Source organism: Alphaproteobacteria bacterium (assembly GCA_020638555.1).
GTDB lineage: Bacteria > Pseudomonadota > Alphaproteobacteria > Bin95 > Bin95 > JACKII01.
On record JACKII010000001.1, the window covers coordinates 355683 to 370824 of the forward strand.

14 protein-coding genes are annotated in these 15142 nt (G+C 68.8%); 7 read left to right on the forward strand and 7 right to left on the reverse strand.

Annotated elements, in window-relative coordinates; genetic code table 11:
• Positions 1 to 89: 89 nt before the first annotated feature.
• From H6844_01665 to H6844_01675, 3 genes are read right to left on the reverse strand one after another with little or no spacing between them, the layout of a single operon-like run.
• Complete coding sequence (locus tag H6844_01665; protein MCB9928114.1) at positions 90 to 968, reverse strand: 4-(cytidine 5'-diphospho)-2-C-methyl-D-erythritol kinase; 879 nt, start codon at positions 966 to 968, stop codon at positions 90 to 92.
• 17 nt (positions 969 to 985) lie between these two features.
• Complete coding sequence (locus tag H6844_01670) at positions 986 to 2620, reverse strand: tetratricopeptide repeat protein (GenBank protein ID MCB9928115.1); 1635 nt, start codon at positions 2618 to 2620, stop codon at positions 986 to 988.
• A 57-nt stretch (positions 2621 to 2677) separates the two neighbouring features.
• Positions 2678 to 4318 (reverse strand): electron transfer flavoprotein-ubiquinone oxidoreductase, encoded by a 1641-nt coding sequence (locus tag H6844_01675; GenBank protein ID MCB9928116.1) that lies wholly within the window; start codon positions 4316 to 4318, stop codon positions 2678 to 2680.
• A gap of 158 nt (positions 4319 to 4476) precedes the next feature.
• Here H6844_01675 and H6844_01680 point away from each other — a divergent pair, with 158 nt between their 5' ends.
• The 3 genes from H6844_01680 (at position 4477) to moaB (ending at position 7789) form a co-directional block, all read left to right on the forward strand.
• The gene (locus H6844_01680) at positions 4477 to 5328 is read left to right on the forward strand and encodes a uracil-DNA glycosylase (GenBank protein MCB9928117.1); all 852 of its coding nucleotides are present in this window, start codon (positions 4477 to 4479) and stop codon (positions 5326 to 5328) included.
• Positions 5329 to 5418: 90 nt separating this feature from the next.
• Positions 5419 to 7257, forward strand: coding sequence for a transglycosylase SLT domain-containing protein (locus H6844_01685; protein MCB9928118.1), 1839 nt, complete (start codon positions 5419 to 5421; stop codon positions 7255 to 7257).
• A complete protein-coding gene (gene moaB / locus H6844_01690; GenBank protein MCB9928119.1) occupies positions 7244 to 7789 on the forward strand; it encodes a molybdenum cofactor biosynthesis protein B in 546 nt (181 codons plus the stop codon). Before H6844_01685 ends, moaB begins: the two co-directional genes overlap by 14 nt.
• 24 nt (positions 7790 to 7813) lie before the next feature.
• Here the strand turns inward: moaB and H6844_01695 are convergent, their stop codons facing one another.
• Positions 7814 to 9109 (reverse strand): O-acetylhomoserine aminocarboxypropyltransferase, encoded by a 1296-nt coding sequence (locus H6844_01695; GenBank protein MCB9928120.1) that lies wholly within the window; start codon positions 9107 to 9109, stop codon positions 7814 to 7816.
• A 127-nt stretch (positions 9110 to 9236) separates the two neighbouring features.
• Here H6844_01695 and H6844_01700 point away from each other — a divergent pair, with 127 nt between their 5' ends.
• The 4 genes from H6844_01700 to H6844_01715 are packed head-to-tail and all read left to right on the forward strand — an operon-like array spanning position 9237 to position 13315.
• Complete coding sequence (locus H6844_01700; protein MCB9928121.1) at positions 9237 to 9539, forward strand: DUF4387 domain-containing protein; 303 nt, start codon at positions 9237 to 9239, stop codon at positions 9537 to 9539.
• Positions 9536 to 10951, forward strand: a complete 1416-nt coding sequence (locus H6844_01705; protein MCB9928122.1) for an acyclic terpene utilization AtuA family protein — start codon at positions 9536 to 9538, stop codon at positions 10949 to 10951. The genes H6844_01700 and H6844_01705 overlap by 4 nt, the downstream gene beginning before the upstream one ends.
• A gap of 58 nt (positions 10952 to 11009) precedes the next feature.
• A complete protein-coding gene (locus tag H6844_01710) occupies positions 11010 to 12236 on the forward strand; it encodes an acyl-CoA dehydrogenase family protein (protein ID MCB9928123.1) in 1227 nt (408 codons plus the stop codon).
• The gene (locus tag H6844_01715; protein ID MCB9928124.1) at positions 12236 to 13315 is read left to right on the forward strand and encodes an acyl-CoA/acyl-ACP dehydrogenase; all 1080 of its coding nucleotides are present in this window, start codon (positions 12236 to 12238) and stop codon (positions 13313 to 13315) included. Before H6844_01710 ends, H6844_01715 begins: the two co-directional genes overlap by 1 nt.
• A gap of 174 nt (positions 13316 to 13489) precedes the next feature.
• Here the strand turns inward: H6844_01715 and H6844_01720 are convergent, their stop codons facing one another.
• The 3 genes from H6844_01720 to H6844_01730 form a co-directional block, all read right to left on the reverse strand.
• Positions 13490 to 13921, reverse strand: a complete 432-nt coding sequence (locus H6844_01720) for a peptidylprolyl isomerase (GenBank protein MCB9928125.1) — start codon at positions 13919 to 13921, stop codon at positions 13490 to 13492.
• Positions 13922 to 14320: 399 nt separating this feature from the next.
• Positions 14321 to 14596, reverse strand: coding sequence for a hypothetical protein (locus tag H6844_01725; protein ID MCB9928126.1), 276 nt, complete (start codon positions 14594 to 14596; stop codon positions 14321 to 14323).
• A 132-nt stretch (positions 14597 to 14728) separates the two neighbouring features.
• Positions 14729 to 15127, reverse strand: a complete 399-nt coding sequence (locus tag H6844_01730) for a hypothetical protein (GenBank protein ID MCB9928127.1) — start codon at positions 15125 to 15127, stop codon at positions 14729 to 14731.
• Between the last annotated feature and the right edge of the window lie 15 nt (positions 15128 to 15142).

A 15142-nucleotide genomic window follows, 5' to 3' on the forward strand; every position in this document is an offset into this window, starting at 1 on the left:
GAGGTGCGAACACGGGCGGTGGCGGTGTTCGATGATGGACACCTGCCCCGGATGGCGGCTCCGCCACCTCCGGGAAATAACGGTATCGGTCAGGCGTCGGTGCCGCGGAGGAGGGTTTCGCGGATCCACCAATGCGGCGCGCGCTGGCGCAGCGAGCGGGCGGCCCCGGCCGCCGCGGCCTCCGTGGCGAACAGGCCGAAGCAGGTGGTGCCGCTGCCGGACATGCGGGCCAGCAGTGCGCCCGGCGTGCCGGCAATGGCGGCCAGCACCTCGCCCACCGCCGGGGCGATCTCCATGGCGGGCCGGGTCAGGTCGTTGCGCTGGCGTGCGAGCCACGCGACGAACGCGGCCATGTCCGCTTGCGGCGGCGGCATTGGCGTTGCGGCAGGCGCCCCGAAGCGGCCGGCGAGTGCCGCGAACACCGCGCCGGTGGCCGACGGAACCGCCGGATTGACCAGAACCGCCGGCAGGCTGGGCAGCGACGGTACGGGCGTCACCCGCTCGCCCATGCCCTCCACCAGCGCCGGCCGGTTGACGAGACAGACCGGGATGTCGGCGCCGAGATCGGCCCAGTCCGCCGGTGCGCCGGTCGTCCCGCCCCAGAGGCGGGCCAGCAGGCGGATGGTGGCGGCGGCATCGGCCGAACCGCCGCCGATGCCGGCGGCCACGGGCAGGTCCTTGCCGAGGCGGAGCGCCATTGGCCGGGCCGCCGGCACGCTTGCCTGCAGTCGGCGCGCGGCCCGCAGCACCAGATTGTCGGCGGCGCTGGTGTCCTCCAGACGGTCGGCGAACGGGCCGTCGACGTCCAGTGTCCAGTCCGGCGCGGGCCCCGTGGCCGTGACCCGGTCGCCGCAATCGGCGAAGGCGACCAGGGATTGCAGCTCGTGATAGCCGTCCGGCCGGTGCCCCAACACGTGCAGATAGAGGTTGAGCTTGGCGGGGGCCGGTTCGGTGGGCGCGGCGGGCACCGTTTGGGGCACGAGGCTCAATCCGTCTTGTCGGGCACCGCGCAATCGCCAAGGCCACAGCGCAGCTTCTGTTCGAGCACGGGCACCTGCTTGTCCTCCGGGGCGAGGTTCAGGGCGCGCTGCCACTGGTAGCGGGCTTCGGCCTTGCGGCCGACGCGCCAGTAGGCGTCGCCCAGATGCTCGTTGATGGTGGGGTCGACGGGCTCCAAGGTGGCCGCCCGTTCCAGCTCGCGCGCCGCTTCCTGAAAGCGGCCGGTGCGGAAATAGGCCCAGCCCAGGCTGTCGACGATGAAACCGTCTTCCGGGCGCAGTTCGACGGCGCGGCGGATCATGTCCTCGGCCCGTTGCAGGTTCTCGCCGCGGTCGATCCAGGAATAGCCCAAATAGTTGAGGACGCTGGCCTGGTCCTTTTGCAGCGAGATGGCGGCGAGCAGATCGCTTTCGGCGCGCGCCCACTGGCCGGAGCGTTCCAGGGCGATGCCGCGGTGATAGAACAGACGCCAGTTGTCGGCGGTGATGGTGCCGACGCGGGCGGCGGCCTCGTCATAGGCGACCACCGCCTCGTCGAAGCGGGCCTCGGCGCGCAGCACGTCGCCCAGCAGGCTGGGGGCGGCGGCGTTGGTCGGCTCGGCGGCGGCGAGGCCGCGCAACACCTCCACCGCCTTGTCGGCCTGGTCGGCACGGGCCAGGTTGCGGGCGCGGGCAAGCTGGGCGTCGTAGTAATAGGGCGAGGCCGGGTCGATGTCCGCGTACATTGCCGCCGCTTCCGGATTGCGGTCCTGGTCGGCGAGGATCTGGGCCACCAGCAGGCGGGTGAGGTCCAGCTTGGGGGCGATGTAGAGGGCAATCTGGCCGTAGATCAGGGCCGAGAGGCTGCGGTCGCCCTGGTTCAGCGCCGCAGCGATGCTGAACAGGCCCTCGGCCAGGCCGTCGCCGGGCGTGGCGACGATGCGGGGCACCGTCGAGTCGGCCTGGCGGGCCTTGAAATTGGCATAGAGCGCGGCGCCCTGGCTGGACTTGAATGCCCCGGCCTCGTTGGCCGCGGCATAGGCGGCGACGGCATCGCCGCCGGTCAGGTCTTCCACCAGCGCCCGGTGCATGGCGACCAGGGTTTTCCAGGGAGGCTGGTCGGCGCTGAACGCCAGTACGGCGCGGGCGGCGGACGGGTCCTTGGCGCCCACGGCGGCCCAGGCCTGGCCCAGCAGGCGGATCAGGCCGGAAAGGCCGTTATTGTCCAGGTCGGCGAACCGGTCCAGGGCCGTTGCATAGTCGCCGGCCTTCATCGCCGCCGCGGCCTCGACAATGGCCGGCAGGGCGGGGTCGGCGCTGTCGCGTTCCAGCGGGCGCGCGTGCGGCAGGGCGTCCTCGACGCGGCCTTCGGCCAGCAGCAGCAGGAACACGCGCCGGCGCAGGTCCAGATTGTTCGGGTCCCAGGACAGCGCGCCTTCGAGGAAATCGGCGGCGCTGCCATAGTCCCGCCCGGTCTGGGCCTGCCGGCCGGCCAGATACTGGCCCGCACCGGAATGGCCCCAGTTCTGGCCCGAGAGCGCCAGCGCCTGTTCGCGGCTGATCAGCCGCTCCAGCCCCGCCGCCGAGGCGGATGTGGCACTGAGGGCGGCCACAAGGGCCAGAGCAATGGCTCCGATCTTCATCGTGCGCCGCCTATTCCCAGGGTCAACGGAACCGGACTCTCTGCCAGTTGGAAGCCATTACATGTTCGGATAATTGGGGCCGCCGCCGCCTTCCGGCGTGACCCAGTTGATATTCTGGGTCGGGTCCTTGATATCGCAGGTCTTGCAGTGGACGCAGTTCTGGGCGTTGATCTGCAGCCGCGGCTGACCTTCGTCCTCGACGAACTCATAGACGCCGGCCGGGCAGAAGCGCTGTTCCGGCCCGGCATAGCGGCCGAGATTGACCTGTACCGGCACGCTGTCGTTCTTCAGCGTCAGGTGGACCGGTTGGTCTTCCTCGTGATTCGTGTTCGAGAGATAGACGCTGGAAGGCTTGTCGAAGGTGATGACCCCGTCCGGCTTGGGATAGTCGATCGGCTTCGCCTTGGACTTCTCCACCAGACTATCGTGGTCGGTGCCGTGGTGGCTGAGGGTCCAGGGCGCCTTGCCGCGGAAGACGAGTTGGTCGATGCCGGCATAGAGCGTGCCGCCGATCAGCCCCCATTTGAAGGCCGGGCGCACATTGCGGGCGCGGTAGAGCTCGTCATGCAGCCAACTGGCCTCGAACGCCTTCGGATAGTCCTCCAGCACGCCGTATTCCTCGCCGCGGGAGAGGGCGGCGGCAATGGCCTCCGCGGCCATGCTGCCGGACTTGATCGCAGCATGGCTGCCCTTGATCCGGGGCGTGTTGAGGAAGCCGGCCTCGCAGCCGACCAGGACGCCGCCGGGGAAGACCAGCTTCGGCAGCGATTGCAGGCCGCCTTCGTTCAGGGCGCGGGCGCCGTAGGCGATGCGCTTGCCGCCCTCGAACACGCCGCGGATATAGTGGTGCGCCTTCCAGCGCTGGAACTCGTCGAACGGCGAGAGATAGGGGTTTTTGTAGTCGAGGCCGACGACGAAGCCGCAGGCGACCTGGTTGTCTTCCAGATGATAGAGGAAGGAGCCGCCATAAGTGTCCGACTTCATCGGCCAGCCGGCGGTGTGCATGACGGTGCCGGCGTGGTGCTTTTCCGGATCGACCTGCCACAGCTCCTTGATGCCGATGCCGTAGGTCTGCGGCTGGGCGCCCTGGCGCAAGCCGAACTTGTCCATCAACTGCTTGCCGAGCGAGCCGCGGCAGCCTTCGGCGAACACGGTGTATTTGGCGCGCAATTCCATGCCGGGCTCGAAGGTCGGCTTGTGCTCGCCGTCCTTGCCGACGCCCATGTCGCCGGTGGCGACGCCGCAGACGCGGCCCTGGTCGTCATAGAGCACCTCCGAGGCGGCGAAGCCAGGGAAGATCTCCACGCCCATGGCCTCCGCCTGCTCGGCCAGCCAGCGGGTCAGATTGCCGAGCGAGATGATGTAGTTGCCGTGATTCTTCATGGCCGGCAGCATCAGGAATTCCGGCCAGGGCAGGGACGAGTTCTCGGTCAGGAACACGAATTTGTCGCGCAGCACCGGCTGATTCAGCGGTGCGCCCAGATCCTGCCAGTTCGGCAGCAGTTCGGTCAGCGAGCGCGGGTCGAGCACGGCGCCGGAGAGAATGTGAGCGCCGACTTCGGAGCCTTTTTCGAGCACGACGATGGCAAGTTCTTCGCCTGTCTCCTCCGCCAACTGGCGCAGACGGATCGCGGTCGCCAGCCCGGCCGGGCCGGCGCCTACGATCACGACGTCTACTTCCATGCTCTCGCGTTCCATGGCACCCTTTGTCCTTGCGTATGGTCGTCGTTCGCGTGTGTATAACGACCATAACCCACCATGGCTAGGTGGGCCAGAGCGCGCGGGCGCATGGTCCCGCGCATCCGGTCACGGGCCGGCGCCTTGATCGCGGCGACGGGAAGGGCACATTAGGCAGGATGAACCACTGGCTCGAAACCTTGCGCTGGTACGCGGACATGGGCGTGGACGAGGCGGTTGCCGACCGGGCCTGGAACCGGTTTGCCGAGCCCGAGGTGCGGCCGTCTCCGGCGAACCAGGGGCGGCCGCTGCTGGCGGCAGCATCCCGTCCGTCGCCGCCCGCCTCGCCATCCACACCGCCGTCGGCGACGACGTCTCCCGTGCCCCCGCCCCGCGACGCGCGCCCGGCGCAAATGGACGCGCTCCAACCGGCGCTGGCAGCGGAACTGGCGGCGATCGAGACGCTCGACGGGTTGCGCGACCGGCTGGAGCGGTTCGACGGCTGTGCGCTCAAGACCACCGCCACCAACACGGTGTTCGGCGAAGGCCCGGCGCATGCCCGGCTGATGATCATCGGCGAGGCGCCGGGCGAGGAAGAGGACCGGCAGGGCCGTCCGTTCGTCGGCCCGTCGGGGCAATTGCTCGACCGGATGCTGGCGGCCATCGGCCTGGAGCGCGGCGAGGTCTATATCGCCAACACGCTCTACTGGCGGCCGCCGGGCAACCGGACACCCACCCCCGCGGAGGTGCAGGCCTGCCTGCCGTTTTTGCGCCGCCAGATTGCCATCATCCGGCCGCAGGCGCTGCTGATGGTCGGGGGAGCCGCGGCCAAGACCATGCTGGAACGCAAGGAGGGGATCATGCGGCTGCGTGGCCGATGGACCGAATACGACCCCGGAGGCGGGGCCGGCCCGATCCCGGCGCTGGCCACGTTTCACCCGGCCTATCTGTTGCGTTCGCCGGCGCAGAAACGGGAGGCGTGGCGCGACTTTCTGGCTATGCAGGCATACCTGCTTGCCAGTCGCGACTAAGGATTGTATTCAAGGCGAAATACATGGTCCTGTATGCGAAGGATCGGGGCCGGGTAGTGGTTTTCCAAGAAGACAGCAAGTTGTAAGCACGTGCCCATTCAAACTCTGATCGGCCTCATCAATCCCACCGTCAAAAAACTGGCGATGGCGGGGGCTGTCGCGGCACTGGGGTGCGTCGGAGCCCGGGCCGAGCCCGATCGCTGGGTCAGTGCGGATGCGAGCCTGGCGGTGCCCCAGCCTGCACCGCGCGCGATGCGGGCCGTCTCGCAACTGCCGCAGCCGCTCGACGCAGAGGATGTCGGCCGCTATCGCCGCATCTTTGCGTTGCAGGCGCAGGGCGACTGGGATGATGCCAACCAGGAAATCCGCGGGCTGCATTCCAAGATCCTGATGGGGCATGTGCTGTTCCAGCGCTACATGCACCCGACCGCCTACCGCGCGAACTATCCCGAACTGGCGCAGTGGCTGCGGCAATACCGGGGCCTTCCCGGCGCCTACCGTGTCTACAGCCTGGCCTCGAAGCGGCAGCCCGAGGGGGCCGCAAAACTGACCCTGCCGGTCTATGGCCGCGAACACCTGCGCCATCTGCTGGGCGAGGCCAAGACGGCCCCCACACTGAGCAACAAGGCCACATACCGCGCGCGGGCGCAGGAGATCCGGTCGCGGATTGCGCGCGGTCATCTGAGCATAGCCACCCGGATGATCGACCAGGCGGGGCTGCCGCCGGCGGCGTCCGACCGGCTGCGGGCCCAGGTGGCGCTCGGCTGGCTGGCGCTAGGGGAGGCGGCCAAGGCGCAAACGCTGGCGGGGCAGGCGGCGGAGCGGTCGCGCAAGCACACCTCGGTGCCGGATTGGGTCGCCGGCCTTGCCGCCTTTGCCAAGGCGGATTACCCGGCGGCGGTCCGGTATTTCGGCCTGCATGCGGACTCGGCGATGGCCGGGGAGTGGAACAAGGCGGCCGGGGCCTTCTGGGCGGCGCGGTCGGAGGCGAAGCTGAATCACCGCCCGGCCGTGCGCAAATGGCTGGAAACGGCCGCGCGCTATCCGCTCACCTTCTATGGGCAATTGGCGCTGGAGGCGTTGCGCCGGCCCTTGCTGCCGAAGGCCGCCCAACGGCCGGCCACCGCCGGCGATGTCGCCCGGCTCCAGGCCCTGCCGAGCGGCAAGCGCTTGTTCGCGCTGATCCAGGTGGGGCAGGTGCGGCGGGCCGACGAGGAATTGTTGCAGGTGCTGAGCAAGGCGGACCGGCCGCTGGCGCGGTCGATCATGGCGATCGGCGCAATGGCCAAGCTGCCGCAGGCGGCGATGCGCGGCGGGTTTTACCTGGCCAATCTGAAGGAACATCCGCCGGCGGCCGTGCTGTATCCGACGCCCGACTGGCAGCCGCAGGGCGGCTTTGCGGTCGATCAGGCCTTGCTCTGGGCCTTTGTGCGGCAGGAGTCGGTGTTCAACCCGTTCGCCACCAGCAGCGCCGGCGCCCGCGGCCTGATGCAGTTGATGCCGGCCACCGCCAATTACGTGGCGGGCGAAGACCGGTTTGAGGGCGCCCACCGCGATGCGCTCTACAACCCGTCGCTCAACCTGGCTCTGGGCCAGCGCTATCTGCGCTACCTGATGGACAAGAGCCAGATTTCCAACGACCTGTTCCGCCTGGCGGTCGCCTACAATGCCGGCATCGGCAATCTGGACACCTGGCGGCGCGAAGGCGTGTTGGCCCGCGACCCGCTGATGTTCATCGAGACCCTGCCGCTGCTCGAAACCCGCTTGTTCGTGGAGCGGGTGGTGGCCAATTATTGGATCTACCGCGCCGTGATGGGCCAGCCGCGGCCGTCGGTGCATGCGGTGCTGAAAGGCCAATGGCCCCGCTATCGGAGCCAGGAATCGGCCGACGTGGAAATAGCGGAGGACGTGCGCAATGGCCATCGATGAAACCCGACCGTTCGTGCCCGTGAACATCGCGGTGCTGACCGTCTCGGATACGCGCACCCTGGCGGACGACCGCTCCGGCGACACGCTGGTCGGGCGGATCGAGGCGGCGGGGCATCGGCTTGCGGCGCGGGCCATCGTCACCGACGACGTGGAGAAAATCGCGGGGCAGTTGCGGGCCTGGATCGCCGACCCGCAGGTCGATTGCGTGATCTCCACCGGCGGCACCGGGGTCACCGGCCGGGACGTGACGCCGGAAGCCTTCGCCAGTATCTATGAGAAGGAAATCGCCGGTTTCGGCGAGGTGTTCCGCTGGATCAGCTATCAGAAGATCGGCACGTCCACCATGCAGTCGCGGGCGACCGCGGGCGTTGCCGGCGGCACGTATCTGTTCGCGCTGCCGGGCTCGACCGGCGCGGTGAAGGATGGCTGGGACGACATCCTGGCCTATCAGCTCGACAACCGCTTCCGTCCCTGCAATTTCGTCGAGATCATGCCGCGCCTGCTGGAGCACGTGCCCCAGCGCGGCCAGTAAAGCCGCCGGGCCACGGCTTGTCCGTCACATGGCGGCGGCCAGGGCCTGATCCAGGTCGGCGATGATGTCGGCGGGGTCCTCGATGCCGATGGAGAGACGCACCACGTCCGGGCCGGCGCCCGAGGCGATCTGGGCTTTCTCGTCCAACTGGCGGTGGGTGGTGCTGGCCGGGTGGATGATGAGCGAGCGGGTGTCGCCGATATTGGCGACATGGCTGAACATCTCCACCGCATCGACCATTTTCAGGCCGGCCTCGTAACCGCCCTTCAGGCCGACGGCAAAGACCGAGCCGGCGCCCTTGGGCATGTATTTCCGGTGCAGGTCGTAATATTTCGAGCTTTTCAGGCCCGGATAGGACACCCAGTTCACCGCCGGATGCGCCTCCAGATACTCGGCGACGGCGAGCGCGTTTTCGCAATGCTTGGCGACGCGCAGGCCCAGCGTCTCGCAGCCGGTGATGGTGAGATAGGCGTTCAGCGGCGCCATGGTCGCGCCCAGGTCGCGCAGGCCGATGGCGTGGCCGTGCACGGTCAGCGCCAGATCGCCGAAGGTCTCGTAGAAGGTGAGGCCGTGATAGGCGGGCTCCGGCTTGGTCAGCGACGGGAATTTGTCGTTCTGGCCCCAGTCGAACTTGCCGGAATCCACCACGACGCCGCCCATGGCATTGCCGTGGCCGGACAGGAATTTCGTGGTCGAATGGGTGATGATGTCGGCGCCCCATTCGAACGGCCGGCAGAGATAGGGCGTGGCCGACGTGTTGTCGACGATCAGCGGGATGCCGGCTTCGTGGGCGATGTCGGCAAAGGCGGCGATGTCGGCGATGACGCCGGTGGGGTTGGCCAGGCTCTCGATGAAGATCGCCTTGGTCTCCGGGCGGATGTGTTTGCGGAATTCGGCGGGGTCGTCCGGGTCGAGCACGGTGGCGTCCCAGCCGAATTTCTTGAACGTGTTGGTGAACTGGGTGAGCGAGCCGCCATAAAGCTTGTTCGACGCCAGCATGTGGGCGCCCGGCTCCATCAACACGAACGAGATCAGCATCTGCGCCGCGTGGCCGGAGGCGGTGGCGATGGCGCCGCGGCCATCCTCCAGCGCCGCGATGCGCTCCTCCAGCACCGAGGTGGTGGGGTTGGTCAGGCGGCCATAGATATAGCCATAGGTTTGCAGGTTGAAGAGAGAGGCAGCGTGGTCGGCATCGTCGAACACGAAGGCCGTGGTCTGGTAGATCGGTGTCGAGCGTGCGCCGGTGGCCGGGTCGGGCGAGGCGCCGGCATGGACGGCCAGGGTATCGAAACCGGGGCCTCGGTTCGGACGGTCGGTCATGGCGGGCGTTCCTCGAGGGGCAGACGGGCGGATCGGGCGTTTCGGCCAGCTTAGCCTCTGGCCAGGGCCGCCGCCAGGGCGCAGACTGGTGGAAATCTTGCCGATGCCGCGGGAGGACCGCCGACCCATGCGCCTGATCGAGCTTGCCCGTGTGGTGCGTTCCAAGAACGCCGGGCCACTGCACCTGACCTTCGATCTGATGTTTGCCGACCGCGCCAGCTATGAGCGCTGCGTGCAGTCGCCGGAACTGAACGCGGCCCGCATCGCGCCGCTTTATGGCGTGTCGGCCGACAGCGTGCGCATCCAGCCCTATCCGGTGGCGTTGGCGGTGAAGATCACCCTGCCGCGCCGCATGCCCGCCGGCAGCCCCGGCGACCGCGACGTCTATGGCGCACAGCAGCATGTCCCGCTGCTGGAGTTGGAGCTATGAGCGCCGTCCGCCGCCTGCGCGAGCGCTTTGCCGCCGATCCGAGCCGGCCGCTGAAGCTGGTCGGTGCCACGGGCCAACTCGGCTATGGCATTCCCGCCGCCGCCCTGGCCGAGGCGCTCAGGCGCGAGCCGGACATGATCGGCGCGGACATGGGCTCCACCGATATCGGCCCGACCTTTCTCGGCAGCGGCCAGATGGCGACGGCGCCGGAGCAGACCAGGCGCGATCTGGCGGCGTTGATCAAGGGCGCCCGCGCGCTCGACATTCCGCTGATCATCGGCTCGGCCGGCAGTGCCGGCGCCGGTCCGCACCTGGACGCGACGCTCGCCATGGTGCGCGAGATCGCGGCGGAGGAAGGGCTCAGCTTCCGCCTCGCCGTGATCCGCTCGGACATGCCGCGCGCGGAGGTCAAGGCGGCGGTGCGGGCCGGGCGGGTACAGAGCCTGGGCCTGCTGGCAGACCTGACCGAGGCGGAGGTGGACGCTGCGGCCGCTCTGGTCGGTCAGGCCGGCACCGAGGCGTTCGTGCGGGCGCTGGAGCAGGACCCCGACGTGATCGTCGCCGGGCGCGCCTGCGATACCGGCATCTATGCCTGCATTCCGCAGATGCTGGGCTTCCCGTTCGGGCCAGTGATGCATATGGCCAAGATCATCGAATGCGCCTCGCTCTGCTGCGATCCCGGCGGGCGCGACCCGATCCTGGCGACCCTGGATGCGGAGGGCTTCGTGCTGGAGAGCATGAACCCGGAGCGGCGGGCCACGCCCATGTCGGTGGCGGCGCACAGCCTGTACGAACAGGCGGACCCGAACGAGATCATCGAGCCGGAAGGCCGGGCGAACGTCGCCGGCGCGCAATACGAGGCCCTGGACGAGCGGCGCACCCGCGTCTCCGGCGCCACCTGGGAGCCGGCGGCGCGGATGACGGTGAAGCTGGAAGGCGCCACCCGCGTCGGCGAGCGGGCGGTGCTGCTGGCCGGCTCCGCCGATCCGCGCTTCATCGCCGGCGCGCGCGACCTGACCGAGCAGGTCAAGGGCGTGGTGCAGGGCCTGGTCTGTGCGCCGGGAGAAGAGCCGGACTATGCCCTGACCTTCCGCCTCTATGGCCTGGACGCGGTCTATGACTGGCCGCAGCCGCCGGCGGTGCCGCCGCGGGAGATTTTCGTCATGGCCGAGGTCATCGCCGAGACCATGGCGCGGGCGCTGACCGTGGCGAAGTCGACCAAGCAATACCTGCTGCACCTGGGCTTTCCCGGGCGGCTCTCGACCAGCGGCAATCTGGCGTTTCCGTTCACGCCGCCGGAACTGGCGGCCGGCACGGCCTACCGGTTCAGCGCCTATCACGTCATGGCGGTCGACGATCTGGCGCCGCTGTTCCCGGTGACGCTGGAGACGATCGGACGCCAGCACCCTTGACCGGGCGGGGCCGTCGGGCTTGCAATGGGCGCCAACGAACACAGAGGACACGGCCCCAATGGATCTCTCCCTCGACCAGCGCTATGTGGATTTCCGCACCGAGGTGCGCGGCTTCATCGCCGAGCACCGCAGGCACGCCCCGCCCGCCGTTACGGTCCGCGATCGGGTGGCGCCGACGCCGCAACAGTTCGACTGGCAAAAGCGCCTGATCGCCGCCGGCTATGCCGCGCGCACGGTGCCGGCGGACTACGGCGGCTTCGGTGCGCCGGACGACATTCTGGAAACCATGATCATCAACGAGGAATTCTCCGCCGCCGGCGTGCAGGCGGGGTTGCAGGGCATCGGCATCATGATGCTGGTGCCGACCCTGCTGGAGGTCGGCACGGCGGAGCAGAAGGCGCGCTATGTGCCGAAGGCGATCACCGGCGAAGAATGGTGGTGCCAGGGCTATTCCGAGCCGGGCTCCGGCTCCGACCTCGCCAGCCTGCGCACCAGTGCCCGGCTGGAGGGCGAGGAATGGGTGATCAACGGCCAGAAAATCTGGACCTCCGGCGCCCACTACGCGCAGATGATGTTCTGCCTGGTCCGCACCGAGCCCGACGCGCCGAAGCACCGCGGCATCTCCTACCTGCTGATCCCGATGGAGACGCCCGGCGTCACGGTCTCACCGCTGAAGACCATGACGGGGCGGAGCGAGTTCAACCAGGTCTTCTTCGACGAGGTCCGCATTCCGGCAACCAACATCGTCGCCGGTCGCGGCGAGGGCTGGAAGGTGGCGAACGTGACGCTGAAGCACGAGCGTGGCGGCCTCGGCGATCCGGCGAAGTCGATCTCCCGCTTCGACGGCCTGGTGAAGCTGATGCGGCGCGAAAGCGTCGACGGCCGCCGCGCCATCGACGACCCGTTGCTGGCCGACCGGCTGATGCAGTTGGAGGCCAAGGTCCTGGCGCTGAAATTCAACAATATGCGGGTGCTGACCGCCGACCTGGACGGGGCCGACCCCGGTCTCGCGCGACTGGTGACCAAGTATTACGGCACGGTGCTGAACCACGAGCTGGACGCGCTGGCCATCGACGCCATGGGCGAGCTGGGCGTGCTCTACGAGGACGGCGACTATCTGCGCGACGAGGGCGCCTGGCAGGCCTGGTACATGCACGATCTGGGCCTGATCATCGGCGGCGGCTCGACCAACATCCAGCGCAATATCATCGCCGAGCGCGGCCTGGACCTGCCGCGGGAGCCGAAGGCGGTGATCCCGCCCCAGGGTATGGGAGGGCGCCACTGATGCGGTTCGGACTGTCGAGCGAACAAGAGACCTTCCGCGACCAGTTGCGTCGCCTGCTGGCGGAGCGCGCGCCGCTGGCGCGGGTGCGCGAGGTGGCGGCGGAGGGCTCCGGCTATGACCAGCGGCTCTGGAGCGGCCTGACGGAACTGGGCGCCATGGGCGTGCTGGTGCCGGAGGACTATGGCGGCCTGGGGCTCGGCGCGTTCGAGGCCGGGCTGGTGCTGGAGGAGTTGGGCCGGTTCGTGGCGCCGGCGCCCTATCTCGGCACGGCTTTCGTGGCGCCCCTGGTCTTGGCGGAAAGCGGCAGCAATGGGCTGGCGGCGGAATGGTTGCCGCGGATTGCGGCTGGCGAGGCGCGCGTCGGCCTGGCGCTGGCCGAGGCGGTCGGTGCGCGCGAGGGCGCCGGCGTGCGCAATGCGGGCGGGCGGCTCTCCGGCAAGGCGCTGGCGGTGCTGGACGCCGGGGCGGCGGATGCGTTCTTGACTGCTGCCGACGGCGAATTGTGGTGGGTGCGCAGCGACGCCCATGGCCTTTTGCGCACGCCCATGACCAGCATCGACCGCACCCGCGCGCTGGCGGAACTGCGCTTCGAGGCGGTGGAGGCGGAGCCGGTCGCTGGCGGTGCGACGCTTACCCGCCGGGCGCTGGACCTGGCGCGGGTGGCGCTGGCGGCGGATACGCTGGGTGCGGCCGATGCGATGCTGGAACAGGCGACGGCCTATTCGAAGCAGCGGGTGCAGTTCGAGCGGGTGATCGGCTCGTTTCAGGGCGTGAAGCACGCGCTGGCCGACATGGTCACGGCGCTGGAGCCGGCCCGCGCCCTGGTCTGGTACGCCACGCACGCCCAGACGACGTTGCCGGGGCCGGAGGCGCACCGGCTCGCCTGCCACGCCAAGGCGCATCTGGCCGAGGTCGGGCGCATGGTGGCCCGCGGCGCGACCGAGGTGCATGGCGGCATGGGCTTTACCGACGATCTGGGCCTGCATGTCTGGTTCAAGCGCATCGGCCTGGACCGGCAATTGCTGGGCTCGCCCGAGCAGATCCGGGCCGAGGCCGCCGCCGCCCTGGCCGCGGCCTGATACGCATCGACCGATGGTGTGGCGTTTCCCGGCCGCCGCAGAGCGGTGGGCCGGGATCGGTCGCGCTCGCGAACACGGGCGGTGACGGTGTTCGAAGGGAGGCACCGGCCCCGGCCCGGCGCTCCGCGCCGTCCGGGGAACACGGGCGCTCCGCACCGTCCGGGGAACTGGGCGTCAGGCGGCGATCTTCGCCAGCGTCAGTTCGAAGGTCAGCGCCTTGCCCGCCAGCGGATGGTTGGCGTCGAGCGTGACCTTGTCGTCCTCCATGGCGATGACGGTCAGCTGCATCTGGCCGCCCTGCTGGTTGGTTGCGGTGAGCGTCATGCCCAGTTGCAGCGGGATTTCCGCGGGGATCTGGGCGCGGTCGACCTCGTGCACCAAGCCGGGATTGGCTTCGCCATAGGCCTCTTCCGGCGGCAGGGTGACGGTCTTGCTCTCGCCCTCGCTCATGCCCATCAGCGCATTTTCGAAGCCGGGAATGACCTGGCCCTGGCCGAGCGTGACCTGAAGCGGCTCGCGGCCGGCGGAGTTGTCGAATTCGGTGCCGTCGTCCAGCGTGCCGCGATAGTGGACGTGAACGGTGTGGCCGGTGGTGGCCTGGGTCATGGACGATCCCTTCTGCGTTGCAATGCGGGCGGACACACGATGCGGCCGCCGGGGCAGCCTCAACCAGAACATCACTGTGTAAAGCCGAGGCCTCAGCCGGCGGGCGCCATACGCAGAGAGCGGTCCGAAGAAAAGGACAGCGTAAACGTGGTGGTCTGGCATGGGGATGTCAACGCAAGGGCGGAGCCTTGCCGGCAGGCCAAAAAAAAGGAAGCACCAGCGAACCGGTGCTTCCAGAGATCCGGGATGCCGCAGATGAGGGACTGCTGCACCCCAGGTTCGGGGAGGGTAGTGGGACACAGGTCGGTGTTTGCGTTCCCACTTCCGTTAACCTAGGGGCGCCGGGCCTGTACGTCAGTGACGCCCGTCACAGTTTGGTCCGCTCTCCCCGGCCGTCGGTCAGTTCACCGGGGGTTCGCCGACCAGACTGGTGGTGTCGCTTTGATCGGTGCGGCGGACGACGCCGGCTTCCACCAGCTTGTTCAGCAGATCCTGCATCATGCCCATGGACTGGAGGAAGGCGCGGGGTGTTACGATGATGCGGTGGTGCACCTCCGCAGTCGGGGCCGCCCCGCCTTGAGCCGGGACCGGCGGCGTCGAGGCCAGGTCGATGCGGACCATGCCGTTGACGAAGGTGATGTTGGAAATGCCGTCGGCATAAATCTGTGGGATCATGAAAACTGTGCTCCTGCCAGGAAAACGACGCGGCAACCGCCCCGTGCTTCGCCGGTGTCCGGCGGTTTGCCCGGGACTGTATGCCCCGACCGTTGCAGCACAGCCGACGGGCAACGGCAAGCCCCATGGGTATCAGCGGGTGTGGCGGTCCGGCTCGGTAAGCAGGTCGGCGACGGTTGCGAGCATGGCGTCTTCCGGCGGGGCCTGGCCGGCGATGCGGCGCTCCACCTCTGCGGCCAGAACCCGCCAAAGCCGGTCGCGCTCGCCGATGCAGTCGTTGCAGAACCGCCAGGCGCAAGCCCGACAGCGACGGTCGAGCACGTGTGCAACCTTGCCGAGGTGCGGCGCCCCGGCCAGGGCGGCGGTGCCGGAGATATCGTGCAAGAAGGTCGCGAGGACGGGCGCTGCGGTGGCATCGGAGCCGGTGCGAACGGAACCATAGGCCCGCCGCGCTTCCGGCCATTGCCCTACCAGCCAGCTGTTGAACGTGTCCTGCAACAGGGCGACGATATCTGGTTCATGCTCTTGCATACCGAATCCACCCAA

Coding starts and splice junctions, on each gene's coding strand:
- H6844_01670 (MCB9928115.1), bottom strand. CDS start 2,620: ATGAAGATCGGAGCCATTGCTCTGGCCCTTGTGGCCGCCCTCAGTGCC.
- H6844_01675 (MCB9928116.1), bottom strand. CDS start 4,318: ATGGAACGCGAGAGCATGGAAGTAGACGTCGTGATCGTAGGCGCCGGC.
- H6844_01680 (MCB9928117.1), top strand. CDS start 4,477: ATGAACCACTGGCTCGAAACCTTGCGCTGGTACGCGGACATGGGCGTG.
- moaB (MCB9928119.1), top strand. CDS start 7,244: ATGGCCATCGATGAAACCCGACCGTTCGTGCCCGTGAACATCGCGGTG.
- H6844_01695 (MCB9928120.1), bottom strand. CDS start 9,109: ATGACCGACCGTCCGAACCGAGGCCCCGGTTTCGATACCCTGGCCGTC.
- H6844_01700 (MCB9928121.1), top strand. CDS start 9,237: ATGCGCCTGATCGAGCTTGCCCGTGTGGTGCGTTCCAAGAACGCCGGG.
- H6844_01705 (MCB9928122.1), top strand. CDS start 9,536: ATGAGCGCCGTCCGCCGCCTGCGCGAGCGCTTTGCCGCCGATCCGAGC.
- H6844_01710 (MCB9928123.1), top strand. CDS start 11,010: ATGGATCTCTCCCTCGACCAGCGCTATGTGGATTTCCGCACCGAGGTG.
- H6844_01715 (MCB9928124.1), top strand. CDS start 12,236: ATGCGGTTCGGACTGTCGAGCGAACAAGAGACCTTCCGCGACCAGTTG.
- H6844_01720 (MCB9928125.1), bottom strand. CDS start 13,921: ATGACCCAGGCCACCACCGGCCACACCGTTCACGTCCACTATCGCGGC.
- H6844_01725 (MCB9928126.1), bottom strand. CDS start 14,596: ATGATCCCACAGATTTATGCCGACGGCATTTCCAACATCACCTTCGTC.
- H6844_01730 (MCB9928127.1), bottom strand. CDS start 15,127: ATGCAAGAGCATGAACCAGATATCGTCGCCCTGTTGCAGGACACGTTC.